19 protein-coding genes are annotated in these 18,764 nt (G+C 62.1%); 6 read left to right on the top strand and 13 right to left on the bottom strand.

What is annotated here, in order from left to right:
- Positions 1-20: 20 nt before the first annotated feature.
- The 5 genes from DLM46_RS21500 to DLM46_RS21480 all read right to left on the bottom strand — a co-directional run bounded on the left by DLM46_RS21500 (position 21) and on the right by DLM46_RS21480 (position 5,529).
- Positions 21-1,064 (bottom strand): ABC transporter substrate-binding protein, encoded by a 1,044-nt coding sequence (locus DLM46_RS21500; protein ID WP_115103585.1) that lies wholly within the window; start codon positions 1,062-1,064, stop codon positions 21-23.
- A gap of 62 nt (positions 1,065-1,126) precedes the next feature.
- Positions 1,127-1,441, bottom strand: coding sequence for an NIPSNAP family protein (locus tag DLM46_RS21495; protein ID WP_115103582.1), 315 nt, complete (start codon positions 1,439-1,441; stop codon positions 1,127-1,129).
- Between the two features lie 10 nt (positions 1,442-1,451).
- Entirely contained in the window at positions 1,452-2,924 is a 1,473-nt protein-coding gene (locus DLM46_RS21490) for an aldehyde dehydrogenase (protein WP_115103581.1), read from the bottom strand.
- Positions 2,925-2,971: 47 nt separating this feature from the next.
- Complete coding sequence (locus DLM46_RS21485; RefSeq protein WP_115103578.1) at positions 2,972-4,018, bottom strand: LLM class flavin-dependent oxidoreductase; 1,047 nt, start codon at positions 4,016-4,018, stop codon at positions 2,972-2,974.
- 611 nt (positions 4,019-4,629) lie between these two features.
- Positions 4,630-5,529 carry a LysR family transcriptional regulator gene (locus DLM46_RS21480; protein WP_115103576.1) on the bottom strand — a complete coding sequence of 300 codons (900 nt, stop codon included), beginning with the start codon at positions 5,527-5,529 and terminating at the stop codon, positions 4,630-4,632.
- A gap of 106 nt (positions 5,530-5,635) precedes the next feature.
- Between DLM46_RS21480 and DLM46_RS21475 the strand changes: the two genes are divergently transcribed.
- On the top strand, positions 5,636-6,883 hold the full coding sequence (locus DLM46_RS21475) for an MFS transporter (protein ID WP_115103574.1): 1,248 nt from the start codon (positions 5,636-5,638) through the stop codon (positions 6,881-6,883).
- Positions 6,884-6,971: 88 nt separating this feature from the next.
- Here DLM46_RS21475 and DLM46_RS21470 read toward each other — a convergent pair whose 3' ends face one another.
- The 3 genes from DLM46_RS21470 to DLM46_RS21460 form a co-directional block, all read right to left on the bottom strand.
- Positions 6,972-8,117, bottom strand: a complete 1,146-nt coding sequence (locus DLM46_RS21470) for a porin (RefSeq protein WP_115103571.1) — start codon at positions 8,115-8,117, stop codon at positions 6,972-6,974.
- Between the two features lie 114 nt (positions 8,118-8,231).
- The gene (locus tag DLM46_RS21465; RefSeq protein WP_115103568.1) at positions 8,232-9,200 is read right to left on the bottom strand and encodes a LysR family transcriptional regulator; all 969 of its coding nucleotides are present in this window, start codon (positions 9,198-9,200) and stop codon (positions 8,232-8,234) included.
- Entirely contained in the window at positions 9,200-9,484 is a 285-nt protein-coding gene (locus tag DLM46_RS21460; RefSeq protein WP_115103645.1) for a DUF4148 domain-containing protein, read from the bottom strand. The genes DLM46_RS21465 and DLM46_RS21460 overlap by 1 nt, the downstream gene beginning before the upstream one ends.
- 154 nt (positions 9,485-9,638) lie before the next feature.
- Here DLM46_RS21460 and DLM46_RS21455 point away from each other — a divergent pair, with 154 nt between their 5' ends.
- Positions 9,639-10,913: an MFS transporter gene (locus tag DLM46_RS21455; protein WP_115103566.1), complete on the top strand. Its 1,275-nt coding sequence runs from the start codon at positions 9,639-9,641 to the stop codon at positions 10,911-10,913.
- A gap of 76 nt (positions 10,914-10,989) precedes the next feature.
- Here DLM46_RS21455 and DLM46_RS21450 read toward each other — a convergent pair whose 3' ends face one another.
- From DLM46_RS21450 to DLM46_RS21435, 4 genes are all read right to left on the bottom strand, one after another.
- Positions 10,990-11,685, bottom strand: coding sequence for a phosphatase PAP2 family protein (locus tag DLM46_RS21450; RefSeq protein WP_115103564.1), 696 nt, complete (start codon positions 11,683-11,685; stop codon positions 10,990-10,992).
- 142 nt (positions 11,686-11,827) lie between these two features.
- Positions 11,828-12,406, bottom strand: coding sequence for a glycine zipper 2TM domain-containing protein (locus DLM46_RS21445; protein WP_115103643.1), 579 nt, complete (start codon positions 12,404-12,406; stop codon positions 11,828-11,830).
- 600 nt (positions 12,407-13,006) lie between these two features.
- Positions 13,007-13,288, bottom strand: a complete 282-nt coding sequence (locus DLM46_RS21440) for a hypothetical protein (protein ID WP_115103561.1) — start codon at positions 13,286-13,288, stop codon at positions 13,007-13,009.
- A gap of 304 nt (positions 13,289-13,592) precedes the next feature.
- The gene (locus DLM46_RS21435; protein WP_115103559.1) at positions 13,593-14,411 is read right to left on the bottom strand and encodes an IclR family transcriptional regulator; all 819 of its coding nucleotides are present in this window, start codon (positions 14,409-14,411) and stop codon (positions 13,593-13,595) included.
- A gap of 153 nt (positions 14,412-14,564) precedes the next feature.
- Between DLM46_RS21435 and DLM46_RS21430 the strand changes: the two genes are divergently transcribed.
- Genes DLM46_RS21430 through DLM46_RS21415 form a run of 4 tightly spaced genes read left to right on the top strand, consistent with a single transcriptional unit; the run spans position 14,565 to position 18,062 of the window.
- The gene (locus DLM46_RS21430) at positions 14,565-15,329 is read left to right on the top strand and encodes a substrate-binding periplasmic protein (RefSeq protein WP_115103556.1); all 765 of its coding nucleotides are present in this window, start codon (positions 14,565-14,567) and stop codon (positions 15,327-15,329) included.
- A gap of 29 nt (positions 15,330-15,358) precedes the next feature.
- Positions 15,359-16,015 carry an amino acid ABC transporter permease gene (locus tag DLM46_RS21425; protein ID WP_115103554.1) on the top strand — a complete coding sequence of 219 codons (657 nt, stop codon included), beginning with the start codon at positions 15,359-15,361 and terminating at the stop codon, positions 16,013-16,015.
- Positions 16,012-16,755: an amino acid ABC transporter ATP-binding protein gene (locus tag DLM46_RS21420; protein WP_115103552.1), complete on the top strand. Its 744-nt coding sequence runs from the start codon at positions 16,012-16,014 to the stop codon at positions 16,753-16,755. The genes DLM46_RS21425 and DLM46_RS21420 overlap by 4 nt, the downstream gene beginning before the upstream one ends.
- Before the next feature lie 14 nt (positions 16,756-16,769).
- Positions 16,770-18,062 (top strand): NAD(P)/FAD-dependent oxidoreductase, encoded by a 1,293-nt coding sequence (locus tag DLM46_RS21415; protein ID WP_115103550.1) that lies wholly within the window; start codon positions 16,770-16,772, stop codon positions 18,060-18,062.
- Between the two features lie 21 nt (positions 18,063-18,083).
- Here the strand turns inward: DLM46_RS21415 and DLM46_RS21410 are convergent, their stop codons facing one another.
- Positions 18,084-18,731 (bottom strand): helix-turn-helix domain-containing protein, encoded by a 648-nt coding sequence (locus tag DLM46_RS21410; protein ID WP_115103547.1) that lies wholly within the window; start codon positions 18,729-18,731, stop codon positions 18,084-18,086.
- Between the last annotated feature and the right edge of the window lie 33 nt (positions 18,732-18,764).

Genomic DNA, 18,764 nt, shown 5'->3' with positions numbered 1-18,764 from the left:
GTGTTCGGCCGGCAACCGCCTTATTTCGACTGCCACGCATACCAGCGCTTCGCAATCTCGTCGCGGTGGTCGGCCCAGTACTTCATGTCGAGGTTGATCTGCGTCGCCTTGTACTGATCAGGCTGAGTCTTGGCGACATCGGCAGACAGCAGCGCCGCCGATTTCAGATTGACCGGTGCATATCCTGTTTCAGCGGCGAAATTTGCCTGCGCCTGCGGACCGGTTGCGCTCGCGAGGAACTTCATCGCCTCGGCCTTGTGCTTCGCGCCTTTCGGCACCACCAGCATATCGGCCGCCGTCAGATTCTGATTCCACGACACGCCGACATCCACGCCGGTCTGCTGCAACGCGTGCAGACGGCCGTTCCAGAACACGCCGATCGGTGCTTCGCCCGAAGCCATCAGTTGCTGCGACTGCGCGCCGCCGCTCCACCAGACGATCTGGCTTTTGATCGTGTCGAGTTTCCTGAACGCGCGATCGAGGTCGAGCGGATAGAGCTTGTTCGGCGGCACGCCGTCGGCCAGCAAGGCGACTTCAAGCACGCCCGGCGCCGACCACTTGTAGAAGGTCCGCTTGCCGGGGAAACGTTTGGTATCGAACAGGTCCGCATAGTTGGCGGGACCGCCGCTCTTGAACGCCGCCTTGTTGTAGCCGAGCACGAACGAGTAGTAGAAGCTGCCCACCGCTCCCGCCGACGTGAAGCGCGGATCGAGGTCGCTCCGGTTCACCACGGAATAGTCGATCGGCTCGACGAGTCCGTCGCGCAATGCCGCATAGGCGAAATCGCCCTCCACGTCGACCACGTCCCATTGCACGTTGCCGCTATCGACCATCGCCTTGAGCTTGCCGTAGTCGGTGGGGCCGTCCATCAGCACCTGCACGCCGGACGCCTGGGTAAAAGGCTGGGCCCAATTCTTCTGCTGCGCGGATTGGGTCGTGCCGCCCCAGCTGGCGAACACGATCGGCGCGTCGGCGGCGAAAACAGGCGCGGCAGCCGAGACGATCGCCGTCACCGCCACTGCGCGGGCAAGGCCAAGTGCGCGCCAACGTAGTACTTCTTTCATGAGGAATACTCCTTAAAATGAAAACGTAGCGATCCGGACAGGATCGGCAGAGAACGGCTTTTTTATTTGAGCGGTGAGAACGGCGCGGGCTTCATGATCTTGCTCTCCATCGTTTCCAGCAGCGCCTGGATCTTCGGCGAGAATGCCTGCCACGCGGGATCTTCAGCAAGACGCTGACGGCGCGCCTCGCGTTCGTCGAGGCTCGGGTAGGCCCACATATGGACGATCTGGTTGAGCGGCCCGATCTCCGAAAAGAAATAACCCACCAGTTCGCCGAGATGGCGTTTCTGCAACTCGATACCCTCTTGCTCGACGAGTTTCAGATAGGCCGGCACGGCGCCGGTCCTGATCTTGTACGTGCGAATTTCGTAATACATCGTGCCCTCTTCAGCGCATGACGAAAGGATCGGCGATCGGCTCGTCCGAGGTTCGGATCCAGACGGATTTGGTGCGGGTGTAGTCGAGTACCGCATCGAGCCCGCCTTCGCGGCCCAGCCCGCTCAGCCCATAGCCGCCGAACGGAACGATCGGCGAAACGGCGCGATAAGTGTTCACCCAGACAATGCCCGCGCGCAGCCGGCGCGTGAGCCGATGGGCGCGCGTGAGATCGCGCGTGAACACGCCTGAGGCCAGCCCGTACTTCGTGTCGTTGGCGAGCGCGATGGCGTCGGCTTCGGTGTCGAAGCTCATCACGCTCAGCACCGGTCCGAACAGTTCCTGGGTCACGCTCGGCACCCTGGCGTCGGCACAGTCGACAATCGTCGGCTCGAAGAAGAAACCTTTCTCGTGCGCCGCCGGGCGAGTGCCGCCGGTCAGCAGCGTGGCGCCCGCGGCAAGGCTCGCGGCGAGCACCGCCTCGATATGGTCGCGCTGCCTGCGCGTGGCGAGCGGACCCATCTCGGTCGCCACGTCTTGCGGATCGCCGATTTTGATGGCTCGAGCTTTCTCGACGAGGCGAGCCACCAGGCGATCGCGAATGCCGCGCTGAACCAGCAGCCGCGAACCCGCGACGCAACTCTGCCCCGTCGCCGCGAAAATCCCCGCGATCACGGCGTTGCTGACGCTTTCCACGCTGGCGTCGTCGAATACCAGCACCGGTGACTTGCCGCCGAGTTCTAGCGAAGTCGCGGCGAGGTTGTCCGCGGAATTGCGCACGATATGGCGTGCCGTTTCCGGCCCACCCGTGAACGCGATCTTCGCCACCAGCGGATGACTCGTCAGCGCACGGCCGCAATCCGCACCGAAGCCCGTCAGGATATTCACCACGCCCGCCGGAAAGCCGGCTTCATGCACTAGCCGCGCAAAGGCGAGAAGCGGCGCAGGACCCTCTTCGGACGCCTTGATCACGATCGTGCAACCGGCCGCGAGGGCCGGACCGATCTTCACCGCCGAGAGAAACAGTTGCGAATTCCACGGCACGATGCCGGCGACCACGCCAACCGGCTCGCGGCGCAGAAACACGTCCATGTCGGGTTTGTCGACCGGCAGGAAGGCGCCGTGGATCTTGTCGGCGATACCTGCGTAATAACGGTAGTACTCGGCGACATAACCGATCTGGCTGCGCGTCTCGCGGATGATCTTGCCGGTATCGGTCGTCTCGAGTTCCGCGAGTTCCTGCGCGTTTGCCGCGACGAGGTCGGCCAGCCGGTACAGCAGTTTGCCGCGCTGGCTCGCGCTCAGGTCCGCCCATGCGGGCGCGAACAGTGCGCGGTCGGCGGCCCGCACGGCACGATCGACGTCGGCGGCGCTCGCCGCGGGCATTGTGGCCCACGCGTCGCCGGTGGCCGGGTTGATGCTCTCGAAGGTTTCGGCAGCGTCGCTGAACTCGCCGTCGATGTAATGCTGGAAAGACTTCAACATGGAATCCGCTCCTCGTGGCTGGATGTCGTCGCGCAAGACATCCAGCTTCAGCCGCGGGACTCGAACGCGGGTATCACGTCCGAGATGAACAGTTCGAGCGACTTGCGCTTGCGCGCGAAACTCATGTTGCTGTCGAGCCAGAAACTGTATTGATCGAAACCGAGTTCTTCATACTGTTTCAGCCGCTCGATCACCGCCGCCGGCTGACCGATCACGAGGTTCTTGCGAATCTGTTCCGGCGCGTATTGCGGAAACGACGCGATGTCCTCTGCCGTCAGCGGCTCGATGAAACCTTGCTGGACCGGACGCTCGTTCTTGAACCATTTGCTGAAATAGCAATAGAAGCGGCTCAGATCTTCCACGGCGGCGTCCACTTCGGCCGGATCCGCGCCCACGAAGGTGTGCATCAGCATCATGATCTGCGGCCGCGGCACGTCGGGATTCGCCTTGCAGGCCGCGTTGAAGCGCTCCATCAGGCTGACTACTTCGCCATCGCCCGCGGCCAGCGACGTGACCTGCACGTTGCAGCCGTTGCGCACAGCGAACTCGTGCGAATTCGGATCGCGGGCCGCGAGCCACATCGGCGGCGCGGGTTGCTGGACCGGGCGCGGCACCGGCGTGGTGGATGGCCAGGACCAGAATTCGCCCTGATGCGCGGAGTCGCCCCTGAACAACTGCCGCAGCGCGGGCACCAGCTCACGCATCCGCGCGCCTGCACCGAATGCGTCGAGGCCCGGCAGCAGCCGTTCGTATTCGAAGGAATAGGCGCCGCGCGCGATGCCCAGGTCGAGCCGCCCATTGCTCGCGACGTCGACCATGCCGGCCTCCCCGGCAAGGCGAATCGGATGCCAGAACGGGGCGATGACCGTGCCGGTGCCGAGGCGGATTGTTTCGGTGCGCGCCGCGAGATACGAGAGATTGATGAAGGGATTGGGCGCGATCGTGAATTCCATCGCGTGATGCTCGCCGATCCAGGCGGTCTCGAATCCGCCTTGCTCCGCGATCTGGACCAGCTGGGTGAGTTCGTCGAAGAGTTGCCGGTGCGGCGTCGCCGTGTCGTACCGCTCCATGTGCAGAAACAACGAGAATTTCATGATCGACCCTGTATGCAGGAAAACGACGAATCTGTCGTGCCGCGGGCGCAGTGGAGCTGGACGCACCGCTTCGTGCCGACCGCAGGAATGTCGCGGTTGGTATTACGGTATTCCATCAAATGAGCCGGCGCAAGCGTTTCAATATTATGGTATTCCATAATATTGAACGCGAATGCGTGCTGGTCTGGCGCGGCTGGAGCGGGGTGCCGCGGGCGCGGGAAGGGGAACGTTTCAGGCGCCCGGAGGAAGGCGAGTCATCGATTACTTGCTATTCGTCCGGCAGTTGGCCTGGCCCGCCGCCGGTCGCGTTTCTGGTCGCGTTTCTGGTCACGCTGCCGGTCACGCTGCCGGTCACGCTTCTGGCCACGCTGCCGGCCACGCTGCCGGCCACGCTTCTGGTCACGCTTCTGGTCACGCTTCTGGTCACGCTTCTGGTCACGCTTCTGGTCACGCTTCTGGTCGCGCTTCTGGTCACGCTGCCGGCCACGCTTCTGGCCACGCTTCTGGCCACGCTGCCGACCGCCTTTTCGACCGCCCTTCAGGCTGTATTCGCGACCTTCAGGTCACGCGGACAAGCTTTGCACTCCGGATCATCAAGCGGTGCGGACGGATCAACCCGGACCGATTTCGCCGGCAAGTTCCGCGAACAGCGCTTCCTGCGGCGACAGTTCGCCGGCGCGCAGCACCAGCCACATCGCGGAGCGCGCGCCTTTCTCGCGCAGCGGCCGGTAAACCACACCATTGACGTTGATGCAGCGCAGGGAGGCCGGCACGAATGCAACGCCAAGCCCAGCCGCCACCAATCCGACGATAGTGGGCGCCTCCCGCGCTTCCTGCGCCACCTGCGGCGCAAACCCGGACTGCCGGCACAGGGCGACGATCTGGTCATACACTCCGGTGCCGCTCTCGCGTGGATACATGACGAATGCTTCATGCTTCAGCGCGCCCACGGAAAGCGCCGCCCGGCTCGCGGCCAGCGGATGTTGCGACGGCAGCACCGCCACCAGGGAGTCTTCGAAAAGACGTGTGGCCTGCAGGGTCGGCGGCAGGTCCGGGAGTGTCACCCCGCGCACGAACGCGACCTCCAGCCGCCGTTCGAGCAGCGCCGTCAATTGCTGCCGGGTGGTCAGTTCCTCCAGCCGCAAGTGCATGCCCGGCAAACGACGTCGGTATTCGAAGATCAGTTGCGGAATGACGGTGCTGAATGCAGCCGAGCCGGTGAACCCGACCCGCAGTTCGCCCACTTCGCCGCGCTGGGCCCGCTGCGTGACGATGCCCGCACGTTCGGCCTGCGCGACCAGCGCGCGGGCCTCCGGCAACAGCGCCTTGCCCGCCGCCGTCAACTCCACATGCCGGTTGCTACGCTCGAAAAGCCGCGCGCCCAACTCTTCCTCGAGCACACGAATCTGCTGGCTGAGCGGGGGCTGCGCCATGTTCAGGCGCACGGCTGCCCGGCCGAAATGCAGCTCCTCGGACAGCACGATGAAATAGCGGATTCGGCGTAGATCCATGATATGAATTATGTATCAATTTCCACGAAATCGATATTGGACACCGACATGACGAAGTTCGATCATTCACGCTCGAAAGCCATTTTTCAGCGGGAGTGAGCGAGTCATGCAAGAACAGAGCGTCGATGCGGTGGAGGCCGTAATCAAGGCAGCCTCCATACCGCGCGAGGCGGCCGAGAAAATCGAACACGGCACGCCTGCATTCAGGCGCACCAATTTCTCCCTGTTTGCCGCCGGATTTGCGACCTTCGCCCTGCTCTACTGCGTGCAGCCGCTGATGCCGCTGTTCTCCGAGGACTTCGGCGTGAGCGCCGCGGGCGCCAGCCTGGCCCTGTCGCTGACTACCGGCTTTCTGGCGGTGTCGATGCTGGCCGCCGGCGTGCTGTCGGAAGCGTGGGGCCGAAAGCCGATCATGGTGGTGTCGTTGCTGCTTTCGGGTGTTCTCACGCTGGTCTGCGCCGTGTTGCCGCACTGGCCGACGCTGCTCGCGGTCCGCGCTCTGATGGGCGTGGCGCTCAGCGGATTGCCGGCGGTTGCGATGGCTTATGTCGGCGAAGAGATGCATCCGCGTTCACTGGGTCTGGCGATGGGGCTGTACGTCGGCGGTACGGGTTTCGGCGGAATGGCAGGTCGCCTGCTGACGGGCGTGATCACCGATATCTGGGGCTGGCGAACCGCCGTGACGGTGATCGGCGTGCTCGGGGTCATGTGCGCCGCGATCCTCTGGCGCTACCTGCCGGCATCGCGTCACTTCACGCGGCGTGAGCTTCGCCTCGCGCCGCTGTCGCGGGCATTCAGCACGCACTTGCGCGACGGCATCCTGCCATGGCTGTTCGCGGAGGGCTTCTTGCTGATGGGCGCCTTCGTGACGGTGTACAACTACGTCGGCTACCGGTTGATCGCGCCGCCGTTCTCGCTCAGCCAGACGGAAATTGGCCTGATTTTCGCGGTCTATGTCTGCGGTATCGTCAGTTCGGCGTGGATGGGCAGCCTGTCGGGATGGCTCGGCCGCCGGGCCGTGTTGCCGGTTACCTTGACCCTGATGCTGGCCGGAACGCTGATCACCTTGTCCGGCGAACTCTGGTTGATCGTCGTCGGCATCGCCGTGCTGACCATCGGATTCTTCGGCACGCATTCGGTCGCGAGTGCCTGGGTCGGAGCCCGCGCGCAGACGGGCAAGGCACAGGCGTCGTCACTCTATCTGTTTGCCTACTACCTCGGATCGAGCGTGGTCGGCTCGCTCGGCGGCGTGTTCTGGAACCTGTGCGGCTGGTATGGGGTGATCGCCATGACGAGCACGCTGCTGCTGGCCGCAATCGCCATTGCGCAATGGCTGCGCGTGCGCTCGGCGTGAGGCGCCCCGGACGGTGAATCCTGGATAGACCGGATACGTGAAAGGGCCCGGGATGCCGGGCCCTGCCGTCGTCGCGAACCAGTCGGCCTTAGAACTGGTGTCGAATACCCACGCGCGCGATGACCTGATTCGCGGTCGACGACGGGGCGTCCGCCCCCGTGATAAACGCGGTGTTGAGCGGCGCGGCGGACGCGTCTCCTCCCGCGAGGTGTTGATACATGCCTTGCACGTACACGTCGGTGCGCACCGACAGGTTGTAGTCCGCCATCAAGCCGATTTGATGCCACTTCGGCTTGGAGTCGCCGGCCGCGCTATTGAAGTGACCCAGCGTGTAGTTATACATCGCACCGACGTAAGCGTTCTTCGCGAACTGGTACTTGGCATTCAGTTCGAAATTGTCGAACTTCAGGCTGCTCGCGGTGTTCGCGAAGTTGCCCACATACACGGATCCCGTCGCGTCGTTGAGTGTCGTGTGGCTGTACACGAAGCCGAGTACCGTCGGGCCGATCGTATAGTTGATGCCGGCGCCCCAGACCTGCTGACGGCCGGCGAAGAAGTCGGTATCGTCGGTCGCGAGCGAACCGCCGGCGTTTGCGCCGGCATGGTTGATCTGCATATACGCCGCGGCAATTGAAACGGCGCCGCCCACGTATTGTGCGCCGAGGCTATACGAGCGGTTGTTCGCAAAGCCGCCAGGCTGATTGCTGAAGCCGTAAAGACCGCCGAACGATAATCCGCCGTAGGTGTTGCTCGTGTACTTGACACTGTTATTCAGGCGAAACGAATTGTCGGTGTTGTCGTTATCGTACGGATGCGACATGAGATAGCCCGCCCAGTTGCCGTTCGCAGTGAGCGGTGCGAGAAAGTCGACGACAGAATCGTATTGGCGCCCCATCGTCAGCGTTCCGAATTGAGCCGAGCTCAGGCCGACATAAGCCTGCCGCCCAAACATCCGCGAACCTTGGCCAAGTGCGCCCGAATTGACGTCGAAACCGTTCTCCAGCTGAAAGACCGCTTTGGTTCCGCCGCCCAGGTCTTCGGTGCCTTTCACGCCCCACCGGCTGCCTTGTGCAAAGCCGCTTTCCATCTGCACAGCGGAATGACCTTTGGTGTTGTTCGTGTAGTTCAGACCTTCGTCGATCAGGCCATACAGCGTGACGCTGCTTTGCGCCATGGCTGCCATTGGGACGATCGCACAACCGATCGTTGCACCCGCAACTAGAATACGCTTCATGAATGTAGCCTCCTGAATGTGTAAGAACCTCACCGGCATCTCAGTCGCGCCATGGCGAAGAGAGAAGCATGTCGGCGACAGGTGCTCGCACTTTAGGACCTCCAAAATGCCGCCCTACAGCAATTCAGTGTTGCCAAAATGGTGTTGTGCCAGTCCCACGGTCGCGACGATCTCCCGCTTGTTTTCCGCAGCAGCTTGACGGTAGCGTTCGACCACGAAGTCGATAAAACTTCTGAGCGCCAGCGCCATGTGCGGCTGGCCGGAGTAGAGAACCCAGACGGTGCGCTCGTCGCCGCACAATTCGACCTGCGTGAGCAGCGGCCGCAAGGTGCCGTCCGCCAACTCGCTTTGAATGAGCGACCTTGGCAGGCGCGCTATGCCGAGGCCTGCCTGCACTGCGCGTTTCACCAGCAGCGGGCTCTGCATGTTCAGGATAGGCCGTACGACCACGCGATGCGCGCCGTGCTGGTCGCGGAACTCCCAGTAACGGCTGGGCGAGTCCGAGGCCACGAGTACATCGTGCGAAGAGAGTTCTGCCGGCGTGCGCGGCGCACGCCGGTGCGAAAGATAGGCAGGGCTCGCGACAATCACGTCCCGCGTGTGCGCGAGCTGACGGCAAACCAGCGAGGAGTCGCGCAGACGGCGCTCGGCGCTGAAGCAAAGATCGAAGTTCGTCACGGTGACTTCCGCCATGTTCTCGAAAACCGTCAAGTCGAACTGCATGCGCGGCTCTTGCAGCCGATAAGCCGCCAGTACCTCCGGCAGATCAGTCGTGGCATAAGAAGACGACGAGGCGATACGGAGCATGCCTCCCGATTGATGCGCGGTCGTTGCCACGCACTCGTCCATCGCGGAAAGCTGCCTGAGCAATTCCCCGCAGTGCTCCCAGTACAACTGGCCGGCCGGCGTCAGCGACACGCGGCGGGTGGTCCGATTGATCAGGCGCACACTGAGATGTTGCTCGAGTGTCGCCACGCTGCGCGTGACGACCGAGCTCGAGATGCCAAGTTGTTTAGCCGCCTCGGCGAAATTCATGCACTCGGCGACCTTGGCAAATATGCGAATGGCGGCAAGTTGGTTCATCAGTCCGCAGCGGCACCGGAAGTCCGCGGCGCGCTCGCCGACGCAGAAGCCGTGCCAGCGCTCTCCTGATGCTGGATAGCGTAGATTTCCCGATTGCGCGCGATAGTCTGTGCGCTCGGCGGATAGTCGTTTCTGGGTGAAGGCACCAATCCGTCCGCTTGGGCCTCGACAAGCTGCGCGCGAACTTCGGCGCGCGTGAGACCGGGTGTCGAGGTTTGTGCAAATGCATTGGCGCCGAACGGCAGACTGAGGGCCGCAAGGGCAACTGCTGTAAGAAATTTCATGATGCTCTCCTGGGAATCGTGGCTAAACATGCTTGCTACGGTTCCCATTGTTGGAGAAGCATCTTGACCCGACTCTTACCCCAGGATTACGGTTTCGTTATCTTGGGTCATCGCCGAATGACGCGTCTCTAAACCCCTTTTTCAGCTAAAAACAATGACCATCGGCAATACCGATAGAGGGAATGCTTTTTCTCGAGTGCTTGCTTCCGAAGCGTTGAACACGACCGCCAGCTCAATGCTGCTGGTCGCGACGCCGCTCATCGCCATGGCTTCTCTTGACGCGAGCTCGGTAGAGGTTGGCATGCTTGCGGCTGCCGGTACGGCTGCCCCGTTGATGCTTGGTTTATCGGCTGGCGCTCTGGCAGAACGCTGGGAGCGTACAAGGACTCTCTTCTGGTGCGGCATCGCCCGCTTGCTTCTGGTTGGAGTCGTGCCACTTCTGTTTCTGTTAGATCAGTTGAGTATCGCAGCTCTATGTCTGGTTAGTTTTGGACTATCGGCCGTGAAGCTTCTTTTCGACAGCGTGGTTGTAGCGGTGATTCCTACGATCGTTCACCGGGACAGACTAACGAAGGCAAACAGCTGGTTTGAGGCCTTGAACTCGACAGCGTTCGCGATCGGGCCTGCGATCGCGGGATGGCTCTTGCAGACGCTTTCGGCCAGTGCCGCATTTCTCGCCAACGCTGCCTTATATCTTGCCAGTACGCTAAGCCTTAAAGGCGCTTCTCTACGTGCCGCGAAGCAGGAGACGAACGAAAAGCGCTCCCACATTTCCGACATCGCGGAGGGTATCAAACTGCTTTGGCGAAGCGACATCCACAAGGCGATCGCGATAGCCGCCGGCGCCTTCAATCTCTTTCATACCGCGTTTTTCACAGTGTTCTCTTTTTTTGCAATAAAGGAATTAGGATTCTCAGCAGTCTCGTTCGGCAGTCTCATTTCAGTCGTCGGCTTGTTCGGCCTGCTTGCCGCGCTCTGTGCACCGAGGCTGATTGAGATGCTTGGGCCGCGCACCGCGCTAGTGGGTTCTCTGCTGATTATTGGCCCCTTGGGAGCGCCTGTTTTGCTCGCCGACGAACTCGCATTTCCTGGGCGCGCAACCGTCATCGCATGCAGCCTGGCCGCGTGGGACTTCCTGATTGTCGTTCATCTGATTGTCGAACAGACAGTTCGCCAGGTCACAGTGGACAACCAGCACCTGTCTCGAATCACCGCCACTACCCGCTTTATCAGTTGGGGAGTCGATCCCGTTGGAACGCTGCTCGGAGGACTGGCGGCAAGTTCGAGCATCGGGCCGCGGGGGACTCTGTTTGTTTGTCTGCTGGGTCTGAGCTTGTCTGGCTCACTATTGTTGCTGTCGAAAGGAATTCGACAACTGAACGGCAAACTGCTCGAAGCCGATGCGATTCACGCAGACGCGACACGATGATTGAGCAGAGAAGACAAGCGATGCGCTGAGCATGCAGCGTGAACGCCACGCCATCGTATCGCTAACGATATTTCGCTTAAAACGCTTTTAAACCCGCCCGCAGGAATAGAAGCAGTTCGTCGAACTGGGTGATCAGTTCAAAACACAAAAGAAACGCCAACGTGTAACCAGGCCCAGGCGACCCGTTCATCCATCGCAGGATCGGCGCTGCGTAGCGCGCTCTGACAGCGTCCCGGGTCGCGATATAGGTGATGGCAATGCCGAGCACCGCTCCCGCGAGTACATCGGTGGGATAGTGCAACCCGAGATAAACGCGCGGCATGCAGATGAACACGGCTGTGTAAAGCAGCGCGAGTGCACCGACCCGGCGACTGACGAGAAAGATGCCCATCGCAACCGACATCCACAGCAGCGCATGGTCGCTCGGAAAGGAGCTCCATGTGCGCACGACGGCCTCCTGCAGACCGACCGATGGAAAGTCCAGGTGCAACGCGGGGTTATAGAGCGGCCGCACGCGAAACGGCAAGTAGTGCGCAAGAAGTCTGCCGATCGCGAGCGCTAGAAGGCCACTCGCAATCGTCGCGATGATCATCTCGCGCTCCCATTCGGTACGCCGACTGGGACGGAACCATAGCCAGCACAAGATGGGGATGAGCACGAGGCCCTTGAATATGACCTGACCCGCAATCACTCTGATCGCGTGATTCATCGCCACCGAATGAAAAGCGTTGTGTGTCAGGAAAACCTGGATCCATGTATCGAAACTGTTCATTTCAACACCTCCGTTTCGATTCGTCTCACCCTGTGCCGCAATCAGGCCATGCAGGACAGAGCCGGCGGCGTCGGACCGGCCGGCTCATGGTTGGAAAAGACCGGCCAGGCACTGCAAGCGGCCATGCCGGCATCGAGACCTATCAGGAACGCTCCAACCGGTTGCCGTCAATCCGCACGCGGTCGCCCGGACGGAGATCGCCAGGATTGGCCACGTCGAAGGAGCGTGACGATCCGTCATTGAGCTGGACAACGATTCGGTACGCGCTCACGCTTGGACTGCTGTACTGTTGCGCGATCTGATTGCCGGCCACCGCGCCGCCAAGCGCACCCACGACGGTCGCCACGTCGCGGCCACGTCCGCCACCAAACTGATTGCCGACCACTCCACCGACGACCGCACCGACCACGGTGCCCATGACGTTGCCAGGGCTCATTGCGTTGGCTGTCGCGACAGGTTGAATGGCGGAGATCACCCCATACTGAAGTCCGTAACCGGAGCTTGCGGGAGGCGCATTTCCATAGCCGCCCGCGCTATCGGCTGGCTGTGCATAGGCGGGTTGCACATAAGCCGGCTGGGAGTACGCGGGTTGCGCATAGACTGGCTGCGCTGGATTCGAACCGTACGGCATGCCTGCGCCGGGCATCACGCACCCGCTCAGAGGCAACGCCGCGCACAGCGCGATGTAGAAGATGGGTTTGGCAAATTGAGTGTTGTGCATGATGCTCTCGACATCGTGACGCCGCATGTCAGTCGGCGAAGTTGAGGTTCGGCACGAAGTATAAGGAAGCCATTTCGAAAAAATTCATCGTGCCGCGTAACAGTGTGTAAGTTGTTCCACTGCAAACGCTCAACCTGGTTGGTGCTGCGGCAAATGTTGCCGCTAACGAGACATCGCGAACTGTTGCCGCCATCAACGCAAGGGACGATTCCCGGTTCGGCGACGACCCTGCCGCGGGAAGAAGCGCGGCTAGCGCAGCGCCGTGTAACAGCAGCTGCGTGCACGACATCGAGGGGGCGCCGCCGTCTCCTTTGCCGGGACTCCGGCGCCTGCGCCCAGCCCTTGCACCAGTACCCGGCGCAAGAACAGGGAGAGGAAACGCGTCACATCCGGAGGCGATCTTTCATGCGTTCGATTACGCCGATGCTCCGGCTGCCTTCCATATGGAGGAAGGCAGCCGGAATGCGGCGCATGAACGTCGGGCCGCGTCGGCCGACGAGTCGGCGCACGAAATCAGAAGGTCATATCGAGAACGAGCTTGCCGGGCGCACTCCTGGATGCTTCACTCGACGAGGCGAGCGAAGCGCTTTGAAACAAGGGTTAGCATTCGCCCTTTTTCGCGTGTCCCGGCGGACAGTGATCGTCCCCATGCCCGTGATGGTGACGATGTTCTTCCCATTCGTCACGATCCCAGTAGCGGCGTCCGTCCCAGTAACGGTCGCCATGCCAACCCGGCGCTATGACGACCACCGGCGCCGGCGCGACCACAACAGGCGGCGGAACACCAATGTTGATGCCAACCCCGACGTCGACAGCATTCGCCAGTCCTGACGCGCCGATTCCAATACTCGCGAACGCTGCGGCAATGAGAATGCGTTTCATGTTATCCCCCGAAAGAAGCAGCCATAAGTTAGCCATAAGCGCTGCCAGTTGGCCACGTCACGCGTAGCCGTCGTTTGTTGATCGCAGCAAGTGTGAATCCTTGCCGTGCGAGCTTCAACGCGAACTTGTAACGGATTGTTCTGCGGATCGCAAGCCGGCCGGCAAAGACCGGTGTCGCACGGAAGCGAGGCGTCCAATCGCCCGATTGTTTTGATCGCCAGCGGATCAGCCAGCGCCTCGCGCCGCATTACGTCAGCGTTACTGGCAGTTACAAAGCTTTCGCGCAGGCGAGTACGGCAGTGGCCTAACCCAAGGTCCGAATCGAATTGCTGATCCCACGGGCGCAATCGATTACCGCCGGCGCCAGACGTTGCTCCGCGTCGGCGAGCGTCCAGCGGCTGGTCGGCGCGACCACATGCACGGAGGCGACCGGCCTTCTCTCACCGTCCAGCACCGGCGCCGCGATCGTCATGTCGCCGATGAACAGTTCCTCGCGATTCGACGTATAGCCATTGCGCCGTCCCTGCGCAAGAAGCGCCTCGATTTCCCCGATGTCCGTCACCGTGTACTGCGTGTGCACCACGCGCGTACTCGCTTCGAGCAGTGCACGCGCTTCGTCGTCGGCAAGCGCGCCGAGATAGGCGCGGCCCGAAGCGGTGCAGTACATGGGAATGCGGCTGCCGATAGGCATGTGGATCGGCACGAATTTCGTACAGACGAAGCGTGCGACATACAGCATCTCGACGCCGTCCGGTTCGGTGAGACTCGTGGTCTCGCCAGTCAGGTTCGTGAGTTCGGATAGAAACGGATTGGCGACGTCGATCAGCGTGTCCGCGGCGACATAGTTAAAGCCGATCTGCATCACACGGGGCGTCAGTTGATAGCGCTTCGTACGCGGGTGCTTGCGCACGTAACCCAGCTTTTCGAGCGTGTAGATCATCCGCTGCGCCGAGCTCTTCGTGATCGAGGTCGCCTCGGCCACTTCCGGCAAGCTCATGGTTCGGCGTTGCGCGCTGAAAGCGCGCAGCACCGCAATGCCCTTCTCCAGCGACTGGTTGAAAAGCGCGTCCGGCGCATCCGGCGCTTCGATCTCGTTCGCCTGTTCCGTGCTCTTGCCGCTCATGGAAATACCCAATGGTGAATAGTCATCTTCGACGTTAGCATATCGAATATCGATACGCAAATAATGTTATTCGATATTTTTGACTCGAATATGATTCGAACACGCTGTGTACCGATACCTCAACCGCTGTCTTTTACCGTCGTGGAGAGTCTCATGATCCAGTTTGTGAAGCGTATTGCCGGCGCCGCCATGGCCGGATTGGTCATCGCGGCAACGCCGGCACTGGTGCACGCCGCGCCGTCGTACACGGTCGGCGCCACTGCCACCGGCGTGCCGTTCACCTTCCTCGACGTGAAGAGCAATTCGATCCAGGGCCTGCTCGTCGATGCGATCACGGCCACCGGCAAGGCCGCCGGTTTCGACGTGAAGGTGGAACAGACGACATTCGCCGCGCTGATCCCGTCGCTCACCACGAAGAAAATCGACGTGATCTCCGCCGCGATGCTGAAGACGCCGGCCCGCCAGCAGATCGTCGACTTCTCGGACACGGTCTATTCGTATGGCGAAGGTCTCATCGTGCGGGCCGACGACAAGGGCAACTACACGTCGATGGACGATCTCAAGGGCGAGGTTGTCGGCGCGCAAGTGGGCACCGCGTTCGTCGATGCGCTGAACAAGAAAGGCATCTTCAAGGAAGTGCGCACCTACGATTCGGTCGCCGACATCATGCGCGACGTCGCGCTCGGGCGCATCAAGGCGGGCTTCGGCGACCACCCGATCATCGCTTATCAGTTGCAGAAGAACCCGAATCCGCAGCTGCGTCTCGTCGAGGGCTATCAGCCGTCCGTGAAAGGCCAGTTGTGCTTCGTCGTGAGAAAGGGCGACAACGAGACGCTCGAAAAGCTGAACGCCGGCCTCCGGAAGATCAAATCGGACGGCACGCTCACGCAGATCATCAAGAAATGGCAAGTGGAATGACACGGCCACCGGCTTGAAAGGGACACGCCATGTTCATCCAGAACGCGCTCGACTTCCTGCCGATCCTGCTCAAGGGCGCGGTCGTCACGGTCGAGATCACCTTCTGCTCGTTTGTTCTGAGCACGATCCTCGGCCTCGCGCTCGCGCTGATGCGCGTGTCGGCGAACCAGGTGCTCTCGCATGCCGCGGCCACCATCATCAACGTGATCCGCGGCCTGCCGATCATCGTGCAGCTGTTCTACATCTACTTCGTGCTGCCCGATCTCGGCATTCAATTGAGCGCGTTTCAGGCGGGGTTCATCGGGCTCGGCATTGCGTATTCGGCGTATCAGGCTGAGAACTTCCGTGCCGGGATCGAGGCAATCGATCAAGGGCAGATCGAAGCCGCGCAGTCCATCGGCATGCGCGGCGCGTTGATCATGCGCCGCGTGGTCCTGCCGCAGGCGTTTCGCATCGCGCTGCCGCCCTATGGCAACACGCTCGTGATGATGCTGAAGGACTCGTCGCTCGCGTCGACGATCACCGTCGCGGAAATGACGCGCGCCGGCCAGTTGATCGCTTCGTCGACGTTTCAGAACATGACGGTATTCACGCTCGTCGCCCTGCTCTATCTCGCGCTCAGTCTGCCGCTCGTCTACGGCTTGCGGCGGCTCGAACGCCGCCTCGGCCTCAAGGGAAAACGATGATCGAAGTTCAATCCATTCACAAGCGCTTTCACGATCAGGAAGTGCTCAAGGGCGTGAGCCTCAGCGTCGGCGCGGGTCAGGTGGTGTGTCTGATCGGGCCGTCGGGGTCGGGCAAATCGACACTCCTGCGCTGCATCAACGGCCTCGAAACCTACGATGCGGGCACGATCACCGTCGAAGGCGAGCGCGTCGATGCGAAATCGAAACAGATTCACGAACTGCGCACGCATGTCGGCATGGTGTTTCAGCGCTTCAACTTGTTCCCGCATCGCACGGCGCTCGAAAACGTCTGCGAAGGACCGCTCTACGTGAAGAAGGAAGCGCGCGACGCAGCGCGCGAAAAAGCACGGCGCCTGCTCGACAAGGTCGGTCTCTCGCATCGGATCGATGCTTATCCGGCGGAACTGTCGGGCGGCCAGCAGCAGCGCGTCGCCATCGCACGCGCGCTCGCCATGGAGCCGAAGGCGATTCTGTTCGACGAACCCACGTCGGCGCTCGACCCTGAACTCGTCGGCGAAGTGCTGAGCGTGATGCGGCGACTGGCGGACGACGGCATGACGATGATCGTCGTCACGCACGAGATGGGATTTGCCCGCGAAGTCGCGGACCACGTGTGCTTTCTCCACGACGGCACGATCTGCGAGCAGGGCCCGGCGGCCGAGTTGCTGGAGCGCCCAAGCCACCCGCGCACGCGAGAATTTCTGCGCCGCATGCTCACCCCTGACAACGTAGCCGCGTAGAACTGAACAGCACGATGAAGAGAGTCGAAGCAAGCCAGCCGTTGCCGCCTTCGCTGTGGGCCGCGACCGCCGAACCTGCCGTGGCGACGCCGCCGCTCGAGGCCTCGAAGCGTGTCGATGTGGCGATCGTCGGCGCGGGTTATACGGGCCTATCCACCGCGCTGCATCTGAGCGAACTCGGGATCGACGTATGCGTGATCGACGCAAACGAGCCGGGCTGGGGCGCATCCGGCCGCAACGGTGGACAGGTGATTCCCGGCCTGAAATACGATCCCGCCGAACTGATGCGCCGCTTCGGTCCGCGTGACGGCGAGACGATATTGGACATGGCGGGCGGCGCCGCCGACACGGTGTTCGGCCTGATCAAGCGCCACCGTATCGCGTGCGATGCGAGGCGTGCCGGCTGGATCCAGCCCACCCATTCGACGAAGCTGCTGGACACGCTGCATGCGCGGGCGCGCCAGTGGGAAGCGCGCGGCGCGCAGGTCGAATTGCTCGACCGCGCGCAGATCACGCAGCGGCTCGGCACGCAGGCGTTTGTCGGTGGATGGGTAGACCGGCGCGCGGGCAGCGTGCAGCCGCTCAGTTACGCCCGCGGTCTCGCGCGCGCAGCCATGGCGCGCGGCGTGTCGATCCATCGCGCGACGCGCGCGCAAAAGCTCGAACAACGCGACGGCGGATGGCGCATCCACACCGCAAACGGACCGACCATCGACGCGCGGCAAGTCCTCGTCGCGACCAATGGCTACAGCGATTCGCTCTGGCCCGGACTCGCGCAGTCGATGATCGCGGCGAACAGTTTCATCGTGGCAACCCGGCCGCTGCCCGCCGATATCGGCGCTAGCATTCTGCCGGGGCGCGAAGTGGCGTCCGATTCGCGGCGTCTCCTGCTGTACTTCCGGCGTGACGCCGAAGGACGTCTGCTGATGGGCGGCCGCGGCCCGTTTCGCGAGCCGCGCGGCGCGTCGGACTGGGCGCATCTCGAACGCGCGGCACAACTTCTCTACCCGCAACTGAAAGAGGTGGAGTACGAGTATCGATGGGCGGGGCGCATCGCCATCACGCGCGATTTCCTGCCACACGTGCATCTCCCGGCGCCGGGACTGACGATCGCGCTCGGCTACAACGGCCGCGGCATCGCGATGGCGACCACGCTCGGCAAACATCTCGCCGCGCATCTGGCGGGCACGGCGCAGGGATTGCCGCTGCCGCCGACGTCCATCAAGCCGATTCCGCTTCACGCGCTGCAGCGTTTTTACATCAGCGCCGGGGTCGCGTGGTACGGACTGCTCGACGCACTCTCCTGACGCGGATCGCGCGCAGCGCGCTCAGATGGCGCCGCGCGGCCGGTTATCTTCCGTATCCACGCAGCACACCAATACTTCGGCATCCTCCTTACTCAGGCTCAGATACACATGCCCGATCGAGCTGTCGAAATAGAGACTGTCGCCCGGCATCAGCTTGAACGCCTTGCCGTTCTCAAAACGCAGCTCCAGTTTTCCACCCAGGAGAAAAACAAATTCCTCGCCTGAATGCCGGATAAATTCGGGGAAATCGGCTAGCGCGCGTGCGCGGATGTGAGCCCGCATCGGCACCATCCGCTTGCCGGTCAGATTGTTCGCCAGCATGCCGTACTCGTAGTTCGGCGTGTCGTAGATCACCTGCTTGCCGGATGCCGTGAACGATGGTTTCATCGGCCCAGCGGCCGCCTTCCGGCGCCGGCCGAAAATCGCATCGAAGTCGAGTTCCAGTGAATGCGCAAGCGCCGCGAATTTGTCATAGGTCAGCGCGATATCGCCGCGCTCCGCCTTCGATATGGTCGACACGGCAATCCCCGAGCGCTCCGACAACTCCATCAGCGTCAGCCCGCGCAGCTTGCGCGCCTGGCGAAGATGCGCGCCGACCGTTTTGTGATCGAGCGCCGGCGGCGCAGCCTGCGAGCCCTCCGCCACTTCCGCTACTGCTGCTTTTGCCATCGCGCCTGCTTCCAAAGTTCGATTTTTCTCGGA

Origin of the sequence: Paraburkholderia lacunae (genome assembly GCF_003353175.1) — a bacterium.
GTDB classification, from domain to species: Bacteria; Pseudomonadota; Gammaproteobacteria; order Burkholderiales; family Burkholderiaceae; genus Paraburkholderia; species Paraburkholderia lacunae.
The sequence above is the reverse complement of the archived record's forward strand: the minus strand, read 5'-3'. Positions and strand labels throughout refer to the sequence as shown.

Coding starts and splice junctions, on each gene's coding strand:
- DLM46_RS21500 (WP_115103585.1), bottom strand. CDS start 1,064: ATGAAAGAAGTACTACGTTGGCGCGCACTTGGCCTTGCCCGCGCAGTG.
- DLM46_RS21495 (WP_115103582.1), bottom strand. CDS start 1,441: ATGTATTACGAAATTCGCACGTACAAGATCAGGACCGGCGCCGTGCCG.
- DLM46_RS21490 (WP_115103581.1), bottom strand. CDS start 2,924: ATGTTGAAGTCTTTCCAGCATTACATCGACGGCGAGTTCAGCGACGCT.
- DLM46_RS21485 (WP_115103578.1), bottom strand. CDS start 4,018: ATGAAATTCTCGTTGTTTCTGCACATGGAGCGGTACGACACGGCGACG.
- DLM46_RS21480 (WP_115103576.1), bottom strand. CDS start 5,529: ATGGATCTACGCCGAATCCGCTATTTCATCGTGCTGTCCGAGGAGCTG.
- DLM46_RS21475 (WP_115103574.1), top strand. CDS start 5,636: ATGCAAGAACAGAGCGTCGATGCGGTGGAGGCCGTAATCAAGGCAGCC.
- DLM46_RS21470 (WP_115103571.1), bottom strand. CDS start 8,117: ATGAAGCGTATTCTAGTTGCGGGTGCAACGATCGGTTGTGCGATCGTC.
- DLM46_RS21465 (WP_115103568.1), bottom strand. CDS start 9,200: ATGAACCAACTTGCCGCCATTCGCATATTTGCCAAGGTCGCCGAGTGC.
- DLM46_RS21460 (WP_115103645.1), bottom strand. CDS start 9,484: ATGAAATTTCTTACAGCAGTTGCCCTTGCGGCCCTCAGTCTGCCGTTC.
- DLM46_RS21455 (WP_115103566.1), top strand. CDS start 9,639: ATGACCATCGGCAATACCGATAGAGGGAATGCTTTTTCTCGAGTGCTT.
- DLM46_RS21450 (WP_115103564.1), bottom strand. CDS start 11,685: ATGAACAGTTTCGATACATGGATCCAGGTTTTCCTGACACACAACGCT.
- DLM46_RS21445 (WP_115103643.1), bottom strand. CDS start 12,406: ATGCACAACACTCAATTTGCCAAACCCATCTTCTACATCGCGCTGTGC.
- DLM46_RS21440 (WP_115103561.1), bottom strand. CDS start 13,288: ATGAAACGCATTCTCATTGCCGCAGCGTTCGCGAGTATTGGAATCGGC.
- DLM46_RS21435 (WP_115103559.1), bottom strand. CDS start 14,411: ATGAGCGGCAAGAGCACGGAACAGGCGAACGAGATCGAAGCGCCGGAT.
- DLM46_RS21430 (WP_115103556.1), top strand. CDS start 14,565: ATGATCCAGTTTGTGAAGCGTATTGCCGGCGCCGCCATGGCCGGATTG.
- DLM46_RS21425 (WP_115103554.1), top strand. CDS start 15,359: ATGTTCATCCAGAACGCGCTCGACTTCCTGCCGATCCTGCTCAAGGGC.
- DLM46_RS21420 (WP_115103552.1), top strand. CDS start 16,012: ATGATCGAAGTTCAATCCATTCACAAGCGCTTTCACGATCAGGAAGTG.
- DLM46_RS21415 (WP_115103550.1), top strand. CDS start 16,770: ATGAAGAGAGTCGAAGCAAGCCAGCCGTTGCCGCCTTCGCTGTGGGCC.
- DLM46_RS21410 (WP_115103547.1), bottom strand. CDS start 18,731: ATGGCAAAAGCAGCAGTAGCGGAAGTGGCGGAGGGCTCGCAGGCTGCG.